This is a genomic window from Nocardia sp. NPDC049149, assembly GCF_043197455.1.
Lineage (GTDB): Bacteria > Actinomycetota > Actinomycetes > Mycobacteriales > Mycobacteriaceae > Nocardia.
The window spans coordinates 12,741-31,367 of record NZ_JBICTD010000021.1 but is presented as its reverse complement, the minus strand read 5'-3'; the positions used below and the strand labels follow the sequence as shown (position 1 = coordinate 31,367).

Annotated in this window: 17 protein-coding genes; 6 read left to right on the top strand and 11 right to left on the bottom strand. The window is 64.6% G+C overall.

Going from position 1 to position 18,627, the window contains the following annotated elements; all coding sequences use genetic code 11:
- The first annotated feature begins 166 nt into the window (after positions 1 to 166).
- From ACGFNJ_RS43455 to ACGFNJ_RS43445, 3 genes are all read left to right on the top strand, one after another.
- On the top strand, positions 167 to 1,054 hold the full coding sequence (locus tag ACGFNJ_RS43455; protein WP_393462431.1) for a hypothetical protein: 888 nt from the start codon (positions 167 to 169) through the stop codon (positions 1,052 to 1,054).
- 199 nt (positions 1,055 to 1,253) lie between these two features.
- Positions 1,254 to 2,030 (top strand): DinB family protein, encoded by a 777-nt coding sequence (locus ACGFNJ_RS43450; RefSeq protein ID WP_393462429.1) that lies wholly within the window; start codon positions 1,254 to 1,256, stop codon positions 2,028 to 2,030.
- Positions 2,031 to 2,448: 418 nt separating this feature from the next.
- Entirely contained in the window at positions 2,449 to 2,901 is a 453-nt protein-coding gene (locus ACGFNJ_RS43445) for a cutinase family protein (RefSeq protein WP_393462427.1), read from the top strand.
- Positions 2,902 to 2,918: 17 nt separating this feature from the next.
- On the opposite strand, the gene ACGFNJ_RS43440 is transcribed toward ACGFNJ_RS43445, so the two are convergent.
- From ACGFNJ_RS43440 to ACGFNJ_RS43430, 3 genes are all read right to left on the bottom strand, one after another.
- On the bottom strand, positions 2,919 to 3,305 hold the full coding sequence (locus ACGFNJ_RS43440; protein WP_393462425.1) for a hypothetical protein: 387 nt from the start codon (positions 3,303 to 3,305) through the stop codon (positions 2,919 to 2,921).
- Positions 3,306 to 3,569: 264 nt separating this feature from the next.
- Positions 3,570 to 5,069 carry an FGGY-family carbohydrate kinase gene (locus ACGFNJ_RS43435; protein ID WP_393462423.1) on the bottom strand — a complete coding sequence of 500 codons (1,500 nt, stop codon included), beginning with the start codon at positions 5,067 to 5,069 and terminating at the stop codon, positions 3,570 to 3,572.
- 45 nt (positions 5,070 to 5,114) lie between these two features.
- Complete coding sequence (locus ACGFNJ_RS43430; RefSeq protein ID WP_393462421.1) at positions 5,115 to 6,248, bottom strand: diguanylate cyclase domain-containing protein; 1,134 nt, start codon at positions 6,246 to 6,248, stop codon at positions 5,115 to 5,117.
- Positions 6,249 to 6,694: 446 nt separating this feature from the next.
- Here ACGFNJ_RS43430 and ACGFNJ_RS43425 point away from each other — a divergent pair, with 446 nt between their 5' ends.
- Positions 6,695 to 7,942, top strand: a complete 1,248-nt coding sequence (locus tag ACGFNJ_RS43425; RefSeq protein ID WP_393462419.1) for a cytochrome P450 — start codon at positions 6,695 to 6,697, stop codon at positions 7,940 to 7,942.
- A 699-nt stretch (positions 7,943 to 8,641) separates the two neighbouring features.
- On the opposite strand, the gene ACGFNJ_RS43420 is transcribed toward ACGFNJ_RS43425, so the two are convergent.
- Positions 8,642 to 8,944, bottom strand: coding sequence for a hypothetical protein (locus ACGFNJ_RS43420; protein WP_393462417.1), 303 nt, complete (start codon positions 8,942 to 8,944; stop codon positions 8,642 to 8,644).
- Between the two features lie 49 nt (positions 8,945 to 8,993).
- On the opposite strand from ACGFNJ_RS43420, the gene ACGFNJ_RS43415 reads away from it, so the two are divergent.
- Entirely contained in the window at positions 8,994 to 9,428 is a 435-nt protein-coding gene (locus ACGFNJ_RS43415; protein ID WP_393462415.1) for a YceI family protein, read from the top strand.
- Between the two features lie 87 nt (positions 9,429 to 9,515).
- On the opposite strand, the gene hppD is transcribed toward ACGFNJ_RS43415, so the two are convergent.
- The 6 genes from hppD to ACGFNJ_RS43385 form a co-directional block, all read right to left on the bottom strand.
- Positions 9,516 to 10,667, bottom strand: a complete 1,152-nt coding sequence (gene hppD, locus ACGFNJ_RS43410; RefSeq protein WP_393462413.1) for a 4-hydroxyphenylpyruvate dioxygenase — start codon at positions 10,665 to 10,667, stop codon at positions 9,516 to 9,518.
- Between the two features lie 31 nt (positions 10,668 to 10,698).
- Positions 10,699 to 11,790 (bottom strand): prenyltransferase, encoded by a 1,092-nt coding sequence (locus tag ACGFNJ_RS43405; RefSeq protein ID WP_393462411.1) that lies wholly within the window; start codon positions 11,788 to 11,790, stop codon positions 10,699 to 10,701.
- A gap of 32 nt (positions 11,791 to 11,822) precedes the next feature.
- Complete coding sequence (locus tag ACGFNJ_RS43400) at positions 11,823 to 12,845, bottom strand: polyprenyl synthetase family protein (RefSeq protein ID WP_393462409.1); 1,023 nt, start codon at positions 12,843 to 12,845, stop codon at positions 11,823 to 11,825.
- Between the two features lie 6 nt (positions 12,846 to 12,851).
- Entirely contained in the window at positions 12,852 to 14,759 is a 1,908-nt protein-coding gene (gene shc / locus ACGFNJ_RS43395; protein WP_393462407.1) for a squalene--hopene cyclase, read from the bottom strand.
- 237 nt (positions 14,760 to 14,996) lie between these two features.
- A complete protein-coding gene (locus ACGFNJ_RS43390) occupies positions 14,997 to 16,127 on the bottom strand; it encodes a diguanylate cyclase (protein WP_393462405.1) in 1,131 nt (376 codons plus the stop codon).
- A 129-nt stretch (positions 16,128 to 16,256) separates the two neighbouring features.
- Positions 16,257 to 16,859 (bottom strand): TetR/AcrR family transcriptional regulator, encoded by a 603-nt coding sequence (locus tag ACGFNJ_RS43385; protein WP_393462403.1) that lies wholly within the window; start codon positions 16,857 to 16,859, stop codon positions 16,257 to 16,259.
- Positions 16,860 to 17,017: 158 nt separating this feature from the next.
- Between ACGFNJ_RS43385 and ACGFNJ_RS43380 the strand changes: the two genes are divergently transcribed.
- Positions 17,018 to 18,037: a crotonase/enoyl-CoA hydratase family protein gene (locus tag ACGFNJ_RS43380; RefSeq protein ID WP_393462401.1), complete on the top strand. Its 1,020-nt coding sequence runs from the start codon at positions 17,018 to 17,020 to the stop codon at positions 18,035 to 18,037.
- 106 nt (positions 18,038 to 18,143) lie between these two features.
- Here ACGFNJ_RS43380 and ACGFNJ_RS43375 read toward each other — a convergent pair whose 3' ends face one another.
- Entirely contained in the window at positions 18,144 to 18,611 is a 468-nt protein-coding gene (locus tag ACGFNJ_RS43375; RefSeq protein WP_393462399.1) for an NUDIX hydrolase, read from the bottom strand.
- Positions 18,612 to 18,627 lie beyond the last annotated feature (16 nt).

Below are 18,627 nucleotides of genomic sequence, written 5' to 3'. Positions count from 1 at the left end.
GCAGCGGCGGGCTCGATCAGTCGCTGCTGGTCCAGTGCTCGACGGCATCGACGAACGTGATTCCCAGTTGCACAACTGATCTGGCGCGGGTGATCGCACATCGATAGCGTCCTGCATCGTCAAAATGAGCCGTCGATCCGACCTAGGGGGAAATATGTTGCGCTACTTGGGATCTTCCCGATCTCGGCAAGGAACAGCACCGCTGACCAGGCTTGCCACGGCGGTATTCGCGGGCACCGTGCTGACGGGAATTGCCGCGCAACCCGCCGTTGCCGATCCTGCCTCGATTGCCGTGCCTGCCGGTGCGGAGGCGAGTTTCGTGGTCTTCGATCGCACGACCGGCGACGCGCGTGTGCAACTCAATGCGCACAAGCAGTACCGGTCCGCGTCGGTGGTCAAACTGCTGATTGCCCTCGACTATCTGGACTCGCACGACCCGAAATCCATCCCCGCCGACGATCTGGCTCGGCTCCAGGCGATGTTGCGGTCCAGCGACGACGATGCCGCGAGCTACCTGTGGGTCGAGAACGGGTGGGAGAAGATCGTCGAGTGGATGGTGACGAAGCTGAAGCTGACCGACACCGCGCCGCCCGCGGATCGCGGGATGTGGGGTTACACCGCGATCAGCGCGGCCGACGTGGTGACGATCTACCGGCATATCCTCGAAACCGCGAATCCGGTAGCGCGGCAATTCATGATGAGCAACCTGCACGCGTCGACGAAATGCGCGCAGGACGGGTTCGACCAGTCGTCCTTCGGAATTCCGCGCGCACTGGCCCGGCCTTGGGCCGTCAAGCAGGGGTGGTCCGGGTTCGGCGCCGCGCCCGAGCCGGGCAAGGAGTGCCTGCCGGGGAACCCGAAACCGCGTATCCCTCTCGACCTGATCAGGGCCGCCGCCGATGGCCCAATCGTCTTGGGCCCAGACGGAATCCGCGAGACAGCGCCGTCCAGGCAACGATCCGCACCCACTGCGCCGCCGATCGACCTCACCAAACGAGCCATGCACACGACCGAACCGTCGGCGTCAACGATGCCAGGATCGTCGTTGTGCTGAGCCTCGAACCAAAGGGAACGTCATGGGACGTCTCGGCCCAGCGCATCACGTTGCTGACCAAGGCGATTGATGTCGCGAACTCGGACGTGCCCACCGAAGCGGGCGCCCGCTAGTCCGCGACACGGTGAGTCGTTGTCGCCGTGGCGATCTCGGTGGACTTCGCCCCACGCCGGCGACTTCATCAGCTAGCGTGCTGGCCATGACCCAGTTCCGCGAGCGTGATCTGACCGGAGCCCAGTTCGAACGCGTCAAGCTTCGAAACGCCGGGTTTCACGATGTGGATTTGACCGGAGCGCGATTCCGCGGAGCCATGCTGAGGGGAAGTCGGATGCGCGGCGTAGAGCTGGTCGACGTCGAGATCAATGGTGAGCTACAGAACGTCGTGGTGAACGGTGTCGACATCGCGCCGCTCGTCGACGCCGAACTGAACCGTCGAATGCCCGAGCGGGCGAAGATGCGGCCCGACGACAGCGCCGGATTCCGTGCGGCGTGGGACATCCTGGAACGGCTGTGGGAGGGCACGGTGGCGCAGGCGCGTGCGCTGCCGGAGAGCGAGTTGCACCGCAGCGTCGACGACGAGTGGTCGTTCATACAGACGTTGCGGCACCTCAACTTTGCCGCCGCGGCGTGGGTTGGCCGGATGGTCCTCGGCAACCCGACGCCCTGGCATCGGCTGGACTTACCGTGGGACGAGGCACCCGGGTGGGAGGGCATTCCGTGGGATCGTGCGGCGCGACCTTCGCTCGACGAGGTGCTCGTTGTGCGCAGCGAACGTCAGGCGATGGTGCGCCGTGTCATGGAGTCGCTCACCGACGAGCAACTCGGCGCTGACGTGACGCGAACCGAACCGGGCTGGCCGCAGGCGGAAGGGTTTCCGGTGCAGGAATGCCTTCGCATCGTTCTCAACGAGGAGTGGGAGCATCGCCTGTACGCAGAACGTGACCTGTCCGTGCTCGAGCGAAATCCGGTCTCGTGACGCCGATTGCGACATGAGCGGTGAATGCTGTACCAGTGCACCGTGTTTCGTGATTCAGTGGTATGAACCAACCGGGTGAATGATCGGCAAGCCGATGAGATATCGCCGAAGATGGGCTCCGACATTGCATTATGGTCGCCGAGTTCGTGGTCGAGGTAACTGTTTCGCCAACAATCAAGAACGCCAGCAATTGCTGGGTATATCTTGCTCGAGCCGGGCCGGACCCGGAGGCAACACACATCCAGAAAGTACGATCATGCGTAGAGCAACGGCGCTCTTCGCCACATTATTGTTGGCTGTTCTCTTTTCCCTTGCATACCCGACGAGTCCGCGGGCGCAGGCCGATGATTGCCTAGGCGACTGGGCCATCGGTGTCGGCGGACTAGGTGACAACACGTCGTCGGTGTTCGTTCCGTTCGTGAATCAGCCTGTCGGCTACAACTCCGCCGATGCGATGTCGGGGTTGAACGAGCTCGACCGGCTGTTCTGGTGGCATCGTAACCAGTGCCCAGGCGATCACATCAGGTTGATCGGGCACAGTGAAGGCGCGGCGATCGTCCACGCCTGGGTCACCGCGCACCAGGGCGTCGACAATGCGAATGCCATTCTCCTTTCGGATCCCAAGCGGGCGCCGGGGCCCGGCTGGGGTGGATTGTCGTCCACTCCCGGTAGCGGGATTCTCGGTTATCCGCTGGCGGGTGTCGACGATTGGTTCGGCCCCTTCCCGGTGCTGACGGTATGCAACCACGACGACCAGATCTGTGACACTTCGGCTGGTTGGTGGGGGTATCTGTTCGGGGGAGCGCATGGTCGCTACGATTTCAACGTATGGGATTACGGCGCTTGGGATTCCGGTGTCTGGTACCGGTAGCCGATGATTGATGGGGATCAGTAGCCGTGTGGCACTGGTCCCCATTGGCTGAACCCGTGACCCATCGACGTGCATACCGCAGTGCCGTTGAAGGTGATTTGGCAGTTCGCTCCTGCATGGGTGACCGAGTACTGCGGGTCGTGATAGTTCACCTGATTGATGCGTGCCAACGGCGGGTTTCCGCCCGGCAGGGTGTGACTGCCGTTGGAGTTCCATTGGGGGTGTGCGGGCGCCATCGCGGAATCGATGACGATGGCAGGCACATTCGGCAGCGCCACCTGCATTCCGGCGTAAAGCACATTCATGGACGCGGCGGGCGTCGCGAGGTCGCAGCCAACGGCGCCGTTCGCGGCGATCGAGCAGTTCCACCCGCCAAGGGCGAAATATGCGCTGCCGTCGACCATCGCCGGTCCTGGCGCGTCTTGTGCATGTGCGACGCCGAACCAGCTTACGCACAGAACAACCCCGAGAATTCCTCCGCAAACCCGCGCGACGGCAACCTTCACAGCCATGAACACGGAATCTCCCTAGATGCGCGACAAGTAACAGGTCGAGTCGGCCCTAGAAGGTAAAATATCACTTTACGGCGCAGAAGCAATAATTCTGTCGAGGGGGCTTCCGCGGAATTCGCTGCGGCGGGCGCGGTTCGGGTCATTCGGCCAGTGCGATCACGCCTCGGGAATGGGCGGGTCCGCTGCGGACTGGCGCCAGGCGGCGAGATCCGCGTGGAGCGTGGCCAAGGCGCTGTGGGTAGCGCGGTACATCCCGTAGAGCGGGCGCAGCCGATCGGCCCGCTCCGCAGGCACGAACGTGCGTGCGACGTGAACCGTTGCGGCAGCGGCGGATTCGATGTCGGGATAGATTCCGATGCCCACCGCGCCGAGCAACGCCGCGCCCAACACGGCGCTGTCGCGCACCCGCAGGCTCTCGATCGGACGCTCCAGCGCGTCGGCATGGATTTGCGCCCACAACGCGCTGCGTGCCCCGCCGCCCGAGAACGTCACACTGGGCACCGAACGCCCGCAGGCAGTTTCGACACCTTCGAGCACGTGCCTGCCCGACATCGCCACGCCGTGCAGCACCGCCAGCGACAGGTCCGCCGTGGTGGTCGCCGAGCTCATGCCGAGGAAACTTGCCCGAATGTCGGCGTCCCACAGCGGCGCTCGCTCGCCGGAGAGATGCGGAGTGAAGAGCACGCCTGGGCTGCCTGCCGCCGCCGAGTCGAAAACGTCCTCGATGCGCAACCCGGTGACCCGGCTCCACCAGCGCACCGCGTCGCCGCCGGCCTGGGTCGGCCCGGCGTGCACGTAATAGCCGTGCCGCGGCGGAAAAGTCACGATGCCGGGCGCGGGGTGCGCTCGCTCCGAGGCGCCCGCGACGACAAGCGATGTCCCACACGAGATCATCCCGCGACGGGGTTCGGTGGCGTGGCTGCCGAATACGGCGCTGTAGGCGTCCATGGTGCCGACCACGACCTCGGCCGAATCGACTCGGCCGAGACGCGTTTCTGGTTCCAGGATCTCCGGCAGTCGGTCCGCGAGGCCGTCGACGAGGCCTACCGCGTCGGGAAGGTAACCCTGCGGGCCTGCCACCCGCACGCCGGAGAGCAGATCGGTTGCGACGCGGCCGGTCAGTTGCGCTGCGATGAAGTCTTTGGGGCCGAGCACCCACCGCGTGTCGGCCCAGGCGGACGGATTCGCCGTGGCAAACCATTGCGCCCGAGCTCCGACGAACGAGGCGTCTAGGGTGATGGGGGAGCCCCAGATGCGGAGCTTGTCCTCGGCGGTGAAGCGCGCATCGAGCTCGGCGGCAACGTCGGCGCAGCGCTGGTCCTGCCAGACGATCGCGGGCCCGAGCGGCTGCAACTGGTCGTCGGTGAAAACGTGGGTATTCACCTGACTGGTCAGCCCGATCGCCCGCACCGACTCCGCAGGCACTGCGGACATGACCGCGCGCATACCGTCGACGCAGCCGCGCCACCAGTCCCACGGATCCTGCTCTGCCCAGCCTGGCCGCGGCCTGCTGATCGGATACGGCGTGGAGTGCTCGGCGAGCGGTTGCCCGTCCGCCGTGAACACGGCGACCTTGACCGCCGTGGTGCCGATGTCGATACCGAGCAATAACGCGCCCGATCCCGCAGTGTCCCTACCGATGTCGGATCCATCCACGAATCGCATCCTCGCATCTCGGCGCCCGCCGGAGCAGGTGATACTTCATGCGTCGGTGGTCAGGCGGGGCAGTTGAGGTGCGGTATCCGGTTGGGTGACCGCTACGGTATTGCCGCCGCGGCGTTTGGCCTCGTACATCGCGATATCGGAACACCGTAAGGCGTAATGGCTCGGGTGCGGGTCGGCCGATGGGGGAATCAGGAATACCGTGATCCCGACGCTGGCGGTGACCGGGACGGGCAGGTCGGGTGTGGTTTCCACGGCGTAGCGCAGCCGTTCCGCCAGCACCGATGCCGGGTCGTCGCGGAGATACCCCGCGACGACGAACTCCTCGCCACCCGCGCGTGCGACCAGAGCGTCGGGGTCGGCGGCGGCGCGGACACGGTTCGCGATCCGGATCAGGACCTCGTCGCCTGCCGCGTGACCGAACTCGTCGTTGATGTGTTTGAACCGGTCCATGTCCAGGGTCGCTACGTACACCGGGCCGCGGTGGTGTGCGTCGAAGTACCGGGGGAGGAAGGTGTCGAGGGCCCGCCGGTTCCAGAGTTTGGTCAAGGGATCGGACAGGGAATCACGGCGCAGCAGCCAATGGCCGAAATGCGAGACAGGCAGCGCGACAACGGTGGCGGCGACCATGCCGAGGATCAGTGCGGCGCCGAAGGCGTAATCGCCTGCGGCGCCGCCGGATCGGGTCGACTCGTCGGTCACCATCATTGCGGTCACGGCCAATACCGACGCCACCGACCAGCAGACGTGCAGGATCAGCGCGCGCGGCCCGAGGAAAAGCAGATATCCGCCGGGGATGATCAACGTTGCCGTCGCGATCGCTCCGTACACATGGTTGTGCACGGTCAGCGCAGAGACGGTGATGACCAGATCAGCGCACGCGATCAGCACCAGCGATTCGGTTTCGCTCGGCCACGAAAACAACCACCAGCGCAACGTCCAATACACCGCAACGACCGCGGTGATCGTGGCAACCGTTTTCCCGACCGGCCCGTGGAAGCCGCCGGGCGATGCCGACATGCACAGGCTCATCGCCAGCAGCACCGCACCGCCGATGCCGATCATGAACCTCGTCAGGCCGAGGGCGGCGTGGGATTCGAATGCGGCGACTATCGCGCGGTAGTCGACCCGGTCTCGCCACCAGGCAAACAGCAGAAATCGGGTATCGGCCATCGAGTCACCACTTTCAAGTGGACAACGAGCACCTACAACCGCAGGACAGGAGACGCCAACCGCATGCACACGTGAAGCAGAAGAGAGTAATGAGAGGTATGGCGACGATACTCTGAGCATCCTATGCGGACACTGTGTCCTGCATCACTCCGACCTGGTCGCCGTGCGCTTCGCCCGCAGTGCGGCTCGGCGTTCGGCGGCGCGGGCCGCGGCAATCACTTGGGGCGCAGCACAACAGGGACGTATCAGGCGCGCCGCCAGACACCGAAGTCAGGCCGGAGCGCGGTTCGCGGTGTTGCGCCACCGTATGGCGCACGTAGGCATATACCGATCCCATGCCGATGCCGGCGTGCGCGGTTCGAGGCAAGGTCGCAGGGGCTGTGGTGCTGATCGGCGCGAGCCGAGGGGCCGCTGCTGCCAACGTCCCATGCCGGAAGGCTCCGCCAGTGACCCACTCGTCGTCGAATCCTGCCCTGTCAACGAGCACGCTGCCGCACCACGGCTCGCCGGTCGGTCCCGCCACCGATCGGGTTGCGCTGTATCGCCCGGAATTCGCCGCCCATCCCCATCGGGCCTACGCGAAGATGCGCGCCGAGTACGGCGGGCTGGTGCCGGTGGAACTGGCGCCGGAGGTGCCTGCGACGCTGGTGATCGACTATCGCATCGCGTTGCGGATTCTGCATGACCCCGAGCGTTTTCCGGCCGATCCACGTGGCTGGCAACAATCGGTGCCCGCTGACAGTCCCGTGCTGCCCATGCTGGAGTGGCGGCCGAATGCCTTGCGCAGCGCCGGATTCGAGCACGCGCGATACCGGTTGGTGAACACCGCGGCGATCAGCGCCACGGATCTGCGCGAATTGCGCGCCACGGTAGGGACTTTGGCGGACACGTTGATCGAGCGGTTCGGCGGGACCGGCAGCGCGGATCTGGTGCGTGAGTACGCGGGACCGCTGGCGTTCGGCGTCGTCAACGAGATGCTCGGCTGCCCGCCGGAGATCGGCGAGCGGATCGCGCGGGGGATGGCCGCGATCTTCGAGGGCGCGGATGCCGCGGCGGGCAACGAGCTGCTCACGCAGGCACTGATGGACCTCGTCGCACACAAGCGCGCCACACCGGGAGACGACATCGCCACGCGACTACTGACGCATCAACTCGGCTTGAGCGACCAAGAGCTGGTCCATCAACTCGTCGTGCTCTACGGGGCCGGAATCGAACCGCTGCAGAACCTCGTCCTCAACACGTTGCTCCTGATTCTCGAAGACGAACGATTCGGTGGCGACCTGCTCGGCGGCAGCCTGTCGACCAGGGACGCGCTCGATGAGGTGCTGTTCACCGATCCGCCCATGGCGAACTTCTGCATCAGCTATCCGCGTCAGCCGGTGCTCGTCGACGACATGTGGTTGCCCGCGCATCAGCCGGTGGTGATCAGCATGGCCGCCTGCAACAATGACCCGGCGATCCGTACCGACGACCGCACCGGCAATCGATCGCATCTGGCGTGGAGCGCCGGTCCGCACGCGTGCCCCGCGAGCTCGGCGGCCTACTTGGTCGCGCAGGAGGCGGTGGACCACCTGCTCGATGTGCTGCCCGATCTCCGATTGGCAGTCCCCGCAACAGATTTGGTCTGGCGCCCGGGCCCGTTCCACCGGGCGTTGGCGGCGCTGTCGGTGACGTTTCCGCCGATACCGGTGTGAGGGACGGCATCAGTGTCGTCGCGGTCGCCGAGCATCACAAGGCGGCTTTCAGCCCTTGACCGTCGCCGTGTAGTTGCTGTTGGGGCAGGTGAACCCGCCGTACCCGTCCATGTCGATAGTGCCGCGCAGTGCATCGATTGCGTTTGGTTCGCTGCACAGGTCTGTCCGCATTACGCAAACACATTGACCAATTGTCGAGTGACGTCCATTTTGCGGGTGCCAGTCATTGGTTGCTCGCCTGGTTCGGTTCGGTAGGGGGCGGGTCGTGTTGTGGCGAGGTCGGCAGCGTTGGTGCTGGTGAGGAGGGTATGGGGGTAAGTGGGGACCCCGGCGAGAGTCCCTCCTTTCCACGCCGAGTCCTCTACTATTAATTGGATTGAACCGAACGGCTGCGTGCCTCGTATCTCTCACGGGGGGCGACCGAGAGCAGGCTTGGGAATGGCTGAGAGCGTAGTCCCACTGAAACGAGCGAGCCTGCGGGAATCTGGTGTCCCTTGCCCTTCCCCGGTGCCGGTTGCCGTATATGTGCCGGTGCTGTCCGCCGCCTGCGTCCATCAAGACGTCCGATGATGGAATGAGGAAATATCACATGATGAATCAAAGAAGCTCCGGAAGGATTCGGTCCGCGCTACGCAATCCAATTACTTGGATTGTGGTAGTGGTGGTAGTGGCCGCACTCGCTGTCGGCGGCCCCTTTATCTATCTTCGAATGGTCAGCGCGAACAACCCGGACCCATTGAGCTTCAATGATCTGGCGACCTCGACCAGCGGGCCACCGCGGACGACGGTGATGCCGCCGGTGCCGACGCCCGACCCGGCGAGTGTGACGCCGTCCGTCGCCGCGCTGCCCCCGGCAGAATCCCCGGCCCCACCGCCACCCGAGTCCCCGGCGCCGCCGCCACCAGCGGCTCCGGCGCCGCCGCCACCGCCGGTCGCTCCGCCACCGCCACCTCCTGCGCCCAGTAGTCCGATCGCGGGTACATGGACCGTCGGTTCTGGCACAGAGGCTCGGTGGGCCACCGACGACACGGTCGTGGGGCAGACGTCCCGAGTGATCGGACGGACCTACGATGTGTCGGGAACGATCCAGGTCGATGGCCTGACCATCACTTCTGCGAACATGACGGTCAATATGCAAACCGCGAACTGCGACTGCATGCACGATCCCGCCTACCATCAGATGCTGGAGACGGACAAATTCCCGACGTCGTCGTTCGTGTTGACGAGTCCCATTGTCTTCCCGTCGGTTCCGACCGCTGGCCAGACGGTCAGCGTCCCCGCCACGGGCCGGTTCACCGTCCATGGCGTCACCCGCACGGTGACCTTCAATTTCGAAACCACCGAGGTCGGTCAGCGACTGGCGTTCAAGACCAGCATCCCTGTCGAACCGTCCGATTTCAGCATCCAACCACCGATCAGCAGCAACCCGTTGGGCAGCATCTCCAACACCACCATCGACTTGCTGATCGCTTTCGAAAGGTCATGACCCGAGTGCGGCACGACGATTGATCGTGATGTAGCGCAACGCAATTGGGACGGCCCGCCGGTTCGGCGGACCGTCCCGCTCGGCTGCTTACCAGGTGCCGCGTTTGGCTTGCTCGCGCTCTATCGCCTCGAACAGCGCCTTGAAATTGCCCTTGCCGAAGCCGAGTGAGCCGCGGCGTTCGATCAGCTCGAAAAACACGGTCGGGCGGTCCTGCACCGGCTTGGTGAAAATCTGCAGAAGGTAACCGTTTTCGTCCCGGTCCGCCAGGATCTGCAGGTCGCGCAGTTGCTGAAGCGGCGCCCGGATCGCACCGACTCGTTCGGCGAGGGTGTCATAGTACGAATCCGGGGTAGCCAGGAATTCCACGCCCATCTCGCGCATCGCCCGCACACTCGCCACGATGTCGTCGGTAGCAAGGGCAATGTGCTGCACACCGGGTCCACCGTAGTATTCGAGGTATTCCTCGATCTGGGATTTCCTTGTGCCCGAGGCGGGTTCGTTGATCGGGAACTTGACGCGGCGGTTGCCGCTGGCCACGACTTTGGACATCAGCGCCGAGTATTCGGTGGCGATGTCGTCGCCGATGAATTCGGCCATGTTGGTGAATCCCATGACGCGGCGGTAGAAGTCCACCCATTCGTCCATCCGCTCGACGTTGCCGACGCAGTGGTCGATCGACTGGAAGTACCGATCCGGATGATGCGCGGGTTTGGCGGGAAAGAGCGGTGTCGCCTCGACGAACCCGGGCAGAAACGAGCCGTCGTAGCGGGAACGATCCACCAACGTGTGCTGCGTATCGCCGTAGGTCGCGAGCGTCGCGACGCGGACGGTGCCGTGTCCATCGTGGAGTTCCTCCGGCGGGCGCAACACGGTGGCGCCGCGAGTCCGCGCGTAATTGATCGCCTTATCCACGTCGGGCACCTGGATCGCCAGGTCGGCGACGCCGTCACCGTGCCGCGCCACCGATTCGCCAACCGCCGTTCCTGCCCGCACCTCGCCGGTAAGGACAAATCGGGTCTCACCGGAGGCCAGAACGTATTCGGCGATGTCCGGGCAGCCGGTTTCCGGCCCCCGGTAGGCAACCAGGGTCATGCCGAACGCCGCCGAATAGTAGTAGGCGGCCTGCCTGGCATTGCCGACATGGAATCGCACATGGTCGATGCCGATAACGGGGAACGGGTCGGCCGAATCGTCGTATGCCCCAGCATCTGTCGTGTCCGTGGCGGTGCTCGAGCCCATTCGTCTGCCTGCTATCCGAGTCCGAGTGTCGTCATGATGCCTGCTCATCCTTTGTTGCTCCGGCAGCCGGGCTTGCGCCGAAAATCAGCCCGGATACCCAGATCAGGTAGATCGCCATGGTGATGGCATAGACGGTCAGCCCGTTGTTCCAGACCGGTTGTTGCTCGTCGAGCAGTGTGTGGATCACCAATCCGGTCATGGCCGCGCACACCATGCTCGGTAGCTGTATCGAGGCAAGGAAGGTGATTCGGTTTGCGACGCTTGGCTTTTCCATGCCGCCGGTGAGCAGCTTCCAGCTCACCCACACCGGTAGTGCCGCGGTGAGCAGCATCGCCACGGTGACCGGCAGGGGGAGGGTGCCGACGATCCCGAGCACCGCCAGGCCGAGGTAACACAGCACCTGCCCGCCCGTGTAGAGCCGCACAATCCTGTTGGGCCCCAACACAACTGCTGCCGTCCGCTTGTTGGTCTTACGGTCGCCTTCGATATCGGACAAGTTCATGATGAACTGGCGAAGCACCTGGACGCACAAAATGGGTATCACGATGCTGAGCACGAGGGCGGAGACGGATCCCGCGTAGAAGTAGTAGCTGAGGATGGGAACCAGCCCGTAGAGGCAGATGCCGGATGTCAGCTCGCCGAGTCCGTGGTAGTTGAGCCGGAATGGTGGGGCGGTGTAGAACCAGGCCAGCGCCAACAGCAGCACAACGAACTCGCGGACAACGACATCGGGAACCGCGGAAATGATGAAGAACGCCGCGAACACCAGGACGAAAGCTGAGCTCAGGCTGGTTTCCGGCTTCACCAATCCCTCAACGAGAACACGACTTCCGCCGGTCCACTCGGTATGCGAGGAATTGGCGCGATCCGCAGGCAGATCGAAGTACTCGTTGCAGTAGTGCACCATGAGATGGCTGGTCCACGCGAGTGCGATACCGACGGCGTACCACCCCAGACTCAGTGGATGACCGTCGTGGTCCGCCGCGAGCATGCCCAAGCCGAGCGCCGCCGCGCTCTGCAGGAGGAACCGAGGACGGCCGAGCCGGACGAATGCCTTCAGCCGTACCGAGCGTGGGGCCTCGGTACGGGTGAGTGTGTCACCAGTTTCGATCTCGGCGTCCATCGATACCTCACTGTTCGGCTGGAACGACAGGGCTACAGCGTTCGCTCCATGGCGTAGTGCGCGACTTTCATGAGCCTGCCCCGGCTAGGCGAATCAGGGATCGAAAACAGCCGTTGCACCGCAGACGACACGTATTCGCGCGCCATTTCCCAAGAACGCTCCAGCGCACCCGCATTCTCGAGGAGGATCACCACGGATTCGAATGATTCGTTCCGATAGCGATCGACGACAACGGATCTCGGGATCTCCAAGGCGCGGCTCGCCAAGATGATCGGCAAGGTGGGTCTGCTGTTCTCCAGATCGCTGGTGATCGGCTTGCCCACCTCGTGCTCGGATTCCGTGAAAGGCAAGAGATCGTCCCTGATTTGGAACGCTATCCCGAGTTGCTCACCGTAATCGCCGAGCACGGCCACCTCGTCCGCGGTTCCCCCGGCCAAAATCGCGCCGATCTCACAGGATCCCCGGAACGCCGCGGCGGTCTTGTTGCGGATCATCTCCAGGTAGCTGTCGAGATCACACTCGCTACGGCCACTCAGTCGATCTTCCAGGAGCTGTCCGAGGCACATGGCGCAGATCGCTTGGGAGGCATGCTGAATCGCACGAACCGCGTACTTCTCGGGAACGCCGAGCTGGCTGCTGTAGGTCAACGCGTCGAACAGCGAGCTGATCATGGCGTCGCCGGAAACGATGGCCGCGTTGACTCCGTACTTGTCGAACACCGAAGCGCGCCCGCGGCGCATCAAGTCGCTGTCGATCACGTCGTCCTGGACGAGACTGCCCACGTGCGCCAGCTCGAGGCCTGCCGCGGCGCGAATCACGATTCTGGGGTCGGCGCCAAGGGCCGTTGCGGACTCCATGCAGAGCAGCGGCCGAAGGAGTTTCCCGGGAGGGAGCAGCGCATAGCTGCACACCTCGCTCAGCCGGTCATCCAAACCCGCTGAGCACAGCCGCAATTCGATGATCAGTTGATCGGTGTATTCCTGCCATAGCTCGTCGATCATCGGTACCCAGGGCGGCGGACCGACCGCATCGGTGCCGTCCTGTTGTGAGACCACGGCTCACTACCTCTCTCGTTCTGCGGAGTCGCCGGCTTCGGTTGCGGCGCTCAGTGCCTGATACCGGCCGAGTGCGCTCAGCGGGAAGACGATGCTGTAGGAGCTGTAGTGGATGTAGACGCCATCGGGGAGTCCGGTTCCGGTGAACTGAGGTTCGTCCCACCCTCCGTCGGGGCGTTGCGTCTGGATCAGCCAGTCGATGCCACGGTCCACAGCCGGGGATCGGCCTGATGCGGCTATCAGGGCGAGCAGCGCCCACGCCGTCTGTGATGCGGTGGAGGTCCCGGAACCGATCCACTTCGGGTCGACATAGGACAGCGGGTCCTCGCCCCAGCCGCCGTCGGAGTTCTGGTGCTCCTCCAGCCAGCGCACGGCTCGCCGGATGGCGTGGTGCTTCGCGGGCAGGCCCGCGCCGATCAACGCGGGCACCACGGCGCCCGTGCCGTACACATAGTTGACACCCCACCGGCCGAACCACGATCCGTCGGCCTCCTGATGATCCAGCAGCCAGCGCACCCCGTGTTCGACCTGGTCGGCGTACCGTTCGCCGTGCTCGGCCAGCATCTCGACCATGTGCGCGGTCACGTCGGCCGAGGGCGGATCGGTGACGTCGGCGAACTCGTTGAACGGCAGCCGCTTGACCAGCGTCTCGGTGTTGTCGGCGTCGAAAGCGGCCCAGCCGCCGTCGCGCGACTGCATGCCCGCGCCCCACGCCACACCGCGTTGCACCGCCGAATCGGAACCATGGAGCCGGGTCAGCGCCCTGACCACCATGGACGTGTCATCCAGGTCGGGGTAGTAGATATTGACGAACTCGAAAGACCAGCCACCGGGACTCAGTCCGGGACGGCGCTTGGCCCAATCGCCTACGGTCCTGACCTCCTGGGTCAACAACCAGTCAGCGGCCCGTTTGAGGGCGGGGTGATCAGTGTCCACGCCCGCGTCGGTGAGCGCGAGCAACGACAGCGCCGTGTCCCACACCGGCCCCTGCATCATCTGGATCCATTGCGCGGGGCCGTCCGGGGTTTCTTCGTGCACCACGAAGGTGTCGAGGTTGCGCAGCCCGGCGGCCAGCACCGGATGATCCACCGGCAGGCCGAGCGCAGACAGCGCGGCAATCGAGTACAGGTTCAGTTGCTGTACGCCCGCCCAGCTCCCATCGGAGTCCTGCCGCTCGATGATCCACTGTTCGGCACGTCGTAATGCCGTCTGGCGCAAGGGTTTCACCGGCAGCCGCTGATAGGCCTGCAACAGGTAGTCCGCGCCGTAGAACGCGCGGCTCAGCAAGTCGGTGGGGCGTGGCCGCGTCGAGACATCGCCTGCCAGGTCGGTGAGGGTGAATCCCACCGAGCGCACCGGTCGGAAATGGGCGATCACCGCGAGCGGTACGACAATATGGCGCGTCCAATTGGCCCAGGAATAAATGTTCAGCGGTGCCCACGTCGGCAGCAAGGTCAGTTCGGGCGGCAGGACCGGAATGTCATCCCAGGACCACAGGCCCAACATCGCTAGCCAGAATCGGGTGATAACACTGGCTTGGGCCACGCCGCCGTTTTCCCGAATCCAATTGGCTGTCCGGAGGAGATGTGGTTCGTCCGCGTTGTCACCGCAGATTCGGAGCGCGACATAAACTGTCAAGGTCGTGGACAGGTCGCCGGGCCCGGCGTGGTATTTCGCCCAGGTGCCGTCGGAGCGCTGCTGCGAGCGCAGCCAGCGCGCCAATTCGACGGCCTTGGTCTCGTCTCGGATGCCCAGAAACTCCCGTAGGAACAGGTCCCCGGCTTCGTTGATGGCGCAGGTCGCCAGCGGCTGGCACCACCAGCCTTGTGGCGACTGCAACCCCAGCAGGTGATCGAGGCTCCGACGAAGGGCGTCGGCGACTCCCGATTCCCACTCGATCTTGTCGGGGCTCATAGCTCTAAGACGATACCGGACCGCGGGGTAGGGCACCCGGTATTGCCTCGTACCCGATGTATTTTCCAGAGGAATGGCGATAGGCCGTGCGGGTCAACGAGATTCGTGATGCTACAGCGATTGATACAGTTGTCGAAGTGCTTAAATTGTTGGGTGCCAATATGTTACGACGCACAGGTGAGTCGGTGATGCGGAAGCGTCGGTGTGTTCGGCCGAGGCTCGGGTGTGGCAATTGCGTTAGAGGAGATGGTGGTTGGGGTTCGGTGGCGGGGCGATCTCGGCTGTCGGCGTTGCGGTGTGATCGTCCAGCACGACAGCATTGCCGCCCTGTTGTTTAGCCCGGTACATCGCGGTGTCGGCGCGGTGGAGAAGCTCGGTGACCGACTCGTCGGCCGGATCGTGGCCGGCGTTGTCGGTGTCGAGGACGGCGAGGCCGATGCTGGCGGTGACGGGGGCTGGGCCGGTTGGTCCGGCGATGGCGTCGCGGAGTCTGGCGGCGGTGGCGCACGCGGCCGTCATCGGCACTCGGGTGAGGATGGCGAACTCTTCACCGCCGGTGCGGGCCACCAGCGCGCTGGGTGGGGCGATGGTGCGAAGGAGCCCTGCCGTATGCGCCAGCACAGTGTCGCCGATGTGATGGCCGAATTTGTCGTTGATGCTCTTGAAGCGATCGAGGTCGATCACGATCGCACAGAGCGTTGACGGACTGTCCTGTTCGATCACGTGGGGTGCCCGAAACTCCAGTCCGCGCCTGCTCAGCAGGCCGGTGAGGGCATCCGACAGTTTGTCCTCCCACACCAGCCATAGACCGAAGTGGAGCGCAGGCAGAGCGCCGATATTGATCGACACTGCTGCCGCGATCGTCGCGAAGGCAGCGATGGCGGTGTCTCCCGCCAGCAAGGGAACCCACAGCACCAGAACGGTGGCCACGCTCCAGAGTGCGTGTGCGACAAGGGCTCTGGCGGTGTGGAAGATCATGAAATAGAGGCCGATGGCGAGCAGGAGAATGATCCCGGCCGACCTGCCGAGGAAATAGTCGCCCTTCACGCACACCGCGGTGATGGCCGCGTCCGCGACGGTGAACAGCGCTAACGACTGCGTGGCCGTCGGTAGCGGCAGTGCCCACCAGCGCAGTGCCCACAGCGCCGCCGCGGCAGCGCTGACGATCACCAGGGTGCGGTCCACCGTATTGCTCGGACCGCCCGACGACAGTGCGGCGAAGATCAGGACAATGCTCAGGACTGCCCCCGCTGCCCCGGCGACAGCTTTCATCCAGCCGACCGCGGAATGGTCGACCAGGGCTTTCATCAGCATGGGGTAGTGGTCACGATCGTGCCACCAAGAGCCCACCATCTCTCGGTTGTCCATGAACGGCCTCCTGGTGTCACCCGATGAGTGCCAAATCCGTACTGAGCCGATCGATGATGCGAGCAAGTAATGATAGCGGCCTAGTAGCTGTGCGCACTCGGTGCGCCGCGCGGTGAGCCCCTGTGGCACTCAGTCGCCGGGGTCGGTGGACAGCATCGTTCGAATGGCGTCTGCCAAATACTCGACCGTCGCTCGGTCGGCGCGTTCGGAGGAACGTAGCGATCGAGACACCGCCACGCCGCGCAGCGCGGCGACGGCGAGTTCCCGGGCTGCTGGATATCGCGCGTGCGCGACCAGGGTCGGACCGAAGAGGGTGTCGATGACGCGGTGCAGGTCGCGGCCTGCTCGACGTTCGGCGACCCGGAGGACGGCGGCGAGTTCGGGGTCGGTGCGTGCGGCTGCCCATAGTTCGAACTCGGCCTGAGCGGGCGGGCGGGTCATGCTCTCGTACAGCGCGGTCAGGGCGCGGTGGATCGGGTCGGTGGTGTCGCCGATCCGCTCGGCTGTCGCCTGTGTCGTGGCCTCGTTCAACTCGACGAGGTTGGCGACGAGTGCTTCGGTCAGCTCACGCATGGTCGGGAAGTGGTGCAGCAGCGCGCCCCGGCTCAGGTCGGCCGCGCGCTGGACGGCGACCGTTGTCAGGGCCGAGTATCCGCGCTCTACCAGCAGGTTCGTTGCGACGTCCAAGATTCGTGCGCGGGTCGCCTGCTTCTGCTCAGCGCGTGTGGTCACCGCGGGGGCTCTCCGTTTCGTCGGTCCGGCGTCGGGTCGAGAATTTCACAGTCACTATTGACTGTCAATGGGTCCTCGAGTCAAGCTCCACTCGATGCTCCGAGCGGCGAAGGCCTCGACGACCGGCCTCGCTGCTCACTTGTTCGAAGGGAAAGCCATTGTCTGACAAGCAATCTCATTCCGGTACTCGCCCGGCGGCCTGGTATGAGAACTGGACCGAGGTGCCCGATTCGCCGTGGCACGAACGTCCTGAGCCCAGCGGTGAGCGTCAGTACTCGACACTGACCTACGAACGAGACGGCCGGATCGCCCGGATCACGTTCAACAGGCCGGAGAAGGGCAATTCGATCACCCCCGCGACCCCGCTGGATCTCGCCCATGCCGTCGAGCGCGCAGATCTGGACCCGCGGGTGCATGTGATCCTGGTCAGCGGGCGAGGCAAAGGGTTCTGTGGCGGCTACGACCTGGACATGTTCGCCGAGCGCGCGTTCGCCACCGAGGGCAACCCCGACGACGTCACCGGCACCGTGCTCGACCCTGTGGTCAACGCCGCGAACCACAATCCTTGGGGCACTTGGGATCCGATGATCGACTACGCGATGATGAGCCGCTGCAACCGTGGTTTCGCCAGCCTGCTGCACGCCAACAAACCCACCGTCGCGAAACTGCACGGATTTGCGATCGCCGGCGGCACCGACATCGCGTTGTACGCCGACCAGATCATCTGCGCCGACGACACCAAGATCGGCTATCCGCCGACCCGGACCTGGGGCATCCCCGCGGCAGGAATGTGGGCACACCGCCTCGGCGACGCCCGCGCCAAACGCCTGCTGTTCACCGGTGACAGCCTCAGCGGCAAACAAGCCGAGGAATGGGGCCTGGCGGTGGAGTCATGCCCCGCCGAGGAACTCGACGCACGCACCGAAGAGCTGGTGAACCGGATCGCCAGAATGCCGGTCAACCAGTTGATGATGGCGAAGCTGGCACTCAACTCGGCGCTGCTGTCCCAAGGCGTGGCCAACTCGGGCATGATCAGCACCGTCTTCGACGGCATCTCCCGCCACACCCGCGAGGGATACGCGTTCCAATTGCGTTCCGCCACTGTCGGTTTCCGTGAAGCCGTGCGCGAACGCGACGAGCCGTACGGCGACTACAAACGCGCGCAGTTCGAACACTGAACTCGGCTTCCTCCTTGGTGGAACACCGCCCGACCTCCGGTAGGGGCTGTGCGAAGGACTTGCAGAACGCCAACTCCGTATCAGCCGAACGCATCTCGTACCACCTTCAGTGCTGGATCAGTCCGCCGACCGGAGTCGAGCTGACGTGACCAGTCGCCGGGAGGGTCTGTGCCAGAGCGAGACCGGTATCGACAAGCGATGATCGGCGCAAAGTAGGCACCTCGGCGAGCAGCGTCCAGGTCGGTTCGACAGTGGCGCCGTTCAATTCGCCTCTGAGCCGGCCGCCGATGACGCGGACACGATAAAAGATGCCAACGTTCTGATGCTCGACGCCTGCCCGGGCAACCGCTGCGGGAATCACTCTCGAGTCCACGCCGAGGAGCCGTTCGACGATCCCTTCGTAGCCGGTCTCCTCGCGCAGCTCACGAGTCACCGCATCGAAGGGATCTTCGGTGTGCTCGACCCCGCCACCCGGCAAAGTCCACGTCGTTTCGCCGGTTTCGGCCACATGCCGAGCAAGCAGCACCCGGCCCAGCTCCAAGCAAACGCCATACGCCGCGATCCTGAAACTCACCCACTGGACTTTATCT

What these genes read in the sequence shown, in the direction of transcription:
- ACGFNJ_RS43450 (WP_393462429.1), top strand. Translation starts at nt 1,254, where the DNA reads ATGACCCAGTTCCGCGAGCGTGATCTGACCGGAGCCCAGTTCGAACGC.
- ACGFNJ_RS43440 (WP_393462425.1), bottom strand. Translation starts at nt 3,305, where the DNA reads ATGGTCGACGGCAGCGCATATTTCGCCCTTGGCGGGTGGAACTGCTCG.
- ACGFNJ_RS43430 (WP_393462421.1), bottom strand. Translation starts at nt 6,248, where the DNA reads ATGGCCGATACCCGATTTCTGCTGTTTGCCTGGTGGCGAGACCGGGTC.
- hppD (WP_393462413.1), bottom strand. Translation starts at nt 10,667, where the DNA reads ATGGGCTCGAGCACCGCCACGGACACGACAGATGCTGGGGCATACGAC.
- ACGFNJ_RS43405 (WP_393462411.1), bottom strand. Translation starts at nt 11,790, where the DNA reads ATGGACGCCGAGATCGAAACTGGTGACACACTCACCCGTACCGAGGCC.
- shc (WP_393462407.1), bottom strand. Translation starts at nt 14,759, where the DNA reads ATGAGCCCCGACAAGATCGAGTGGGAATCGGGAGTCGCCGACGCCCTT.
- ACGFNJ_RS43390 (WP_393462405.1), bottom strand. Translation starts at nt 16,127, where the DNA reads ATGGACAACCGAGAGATGGTGGGCTCTTGGTGGCACGATCGTGACCAC.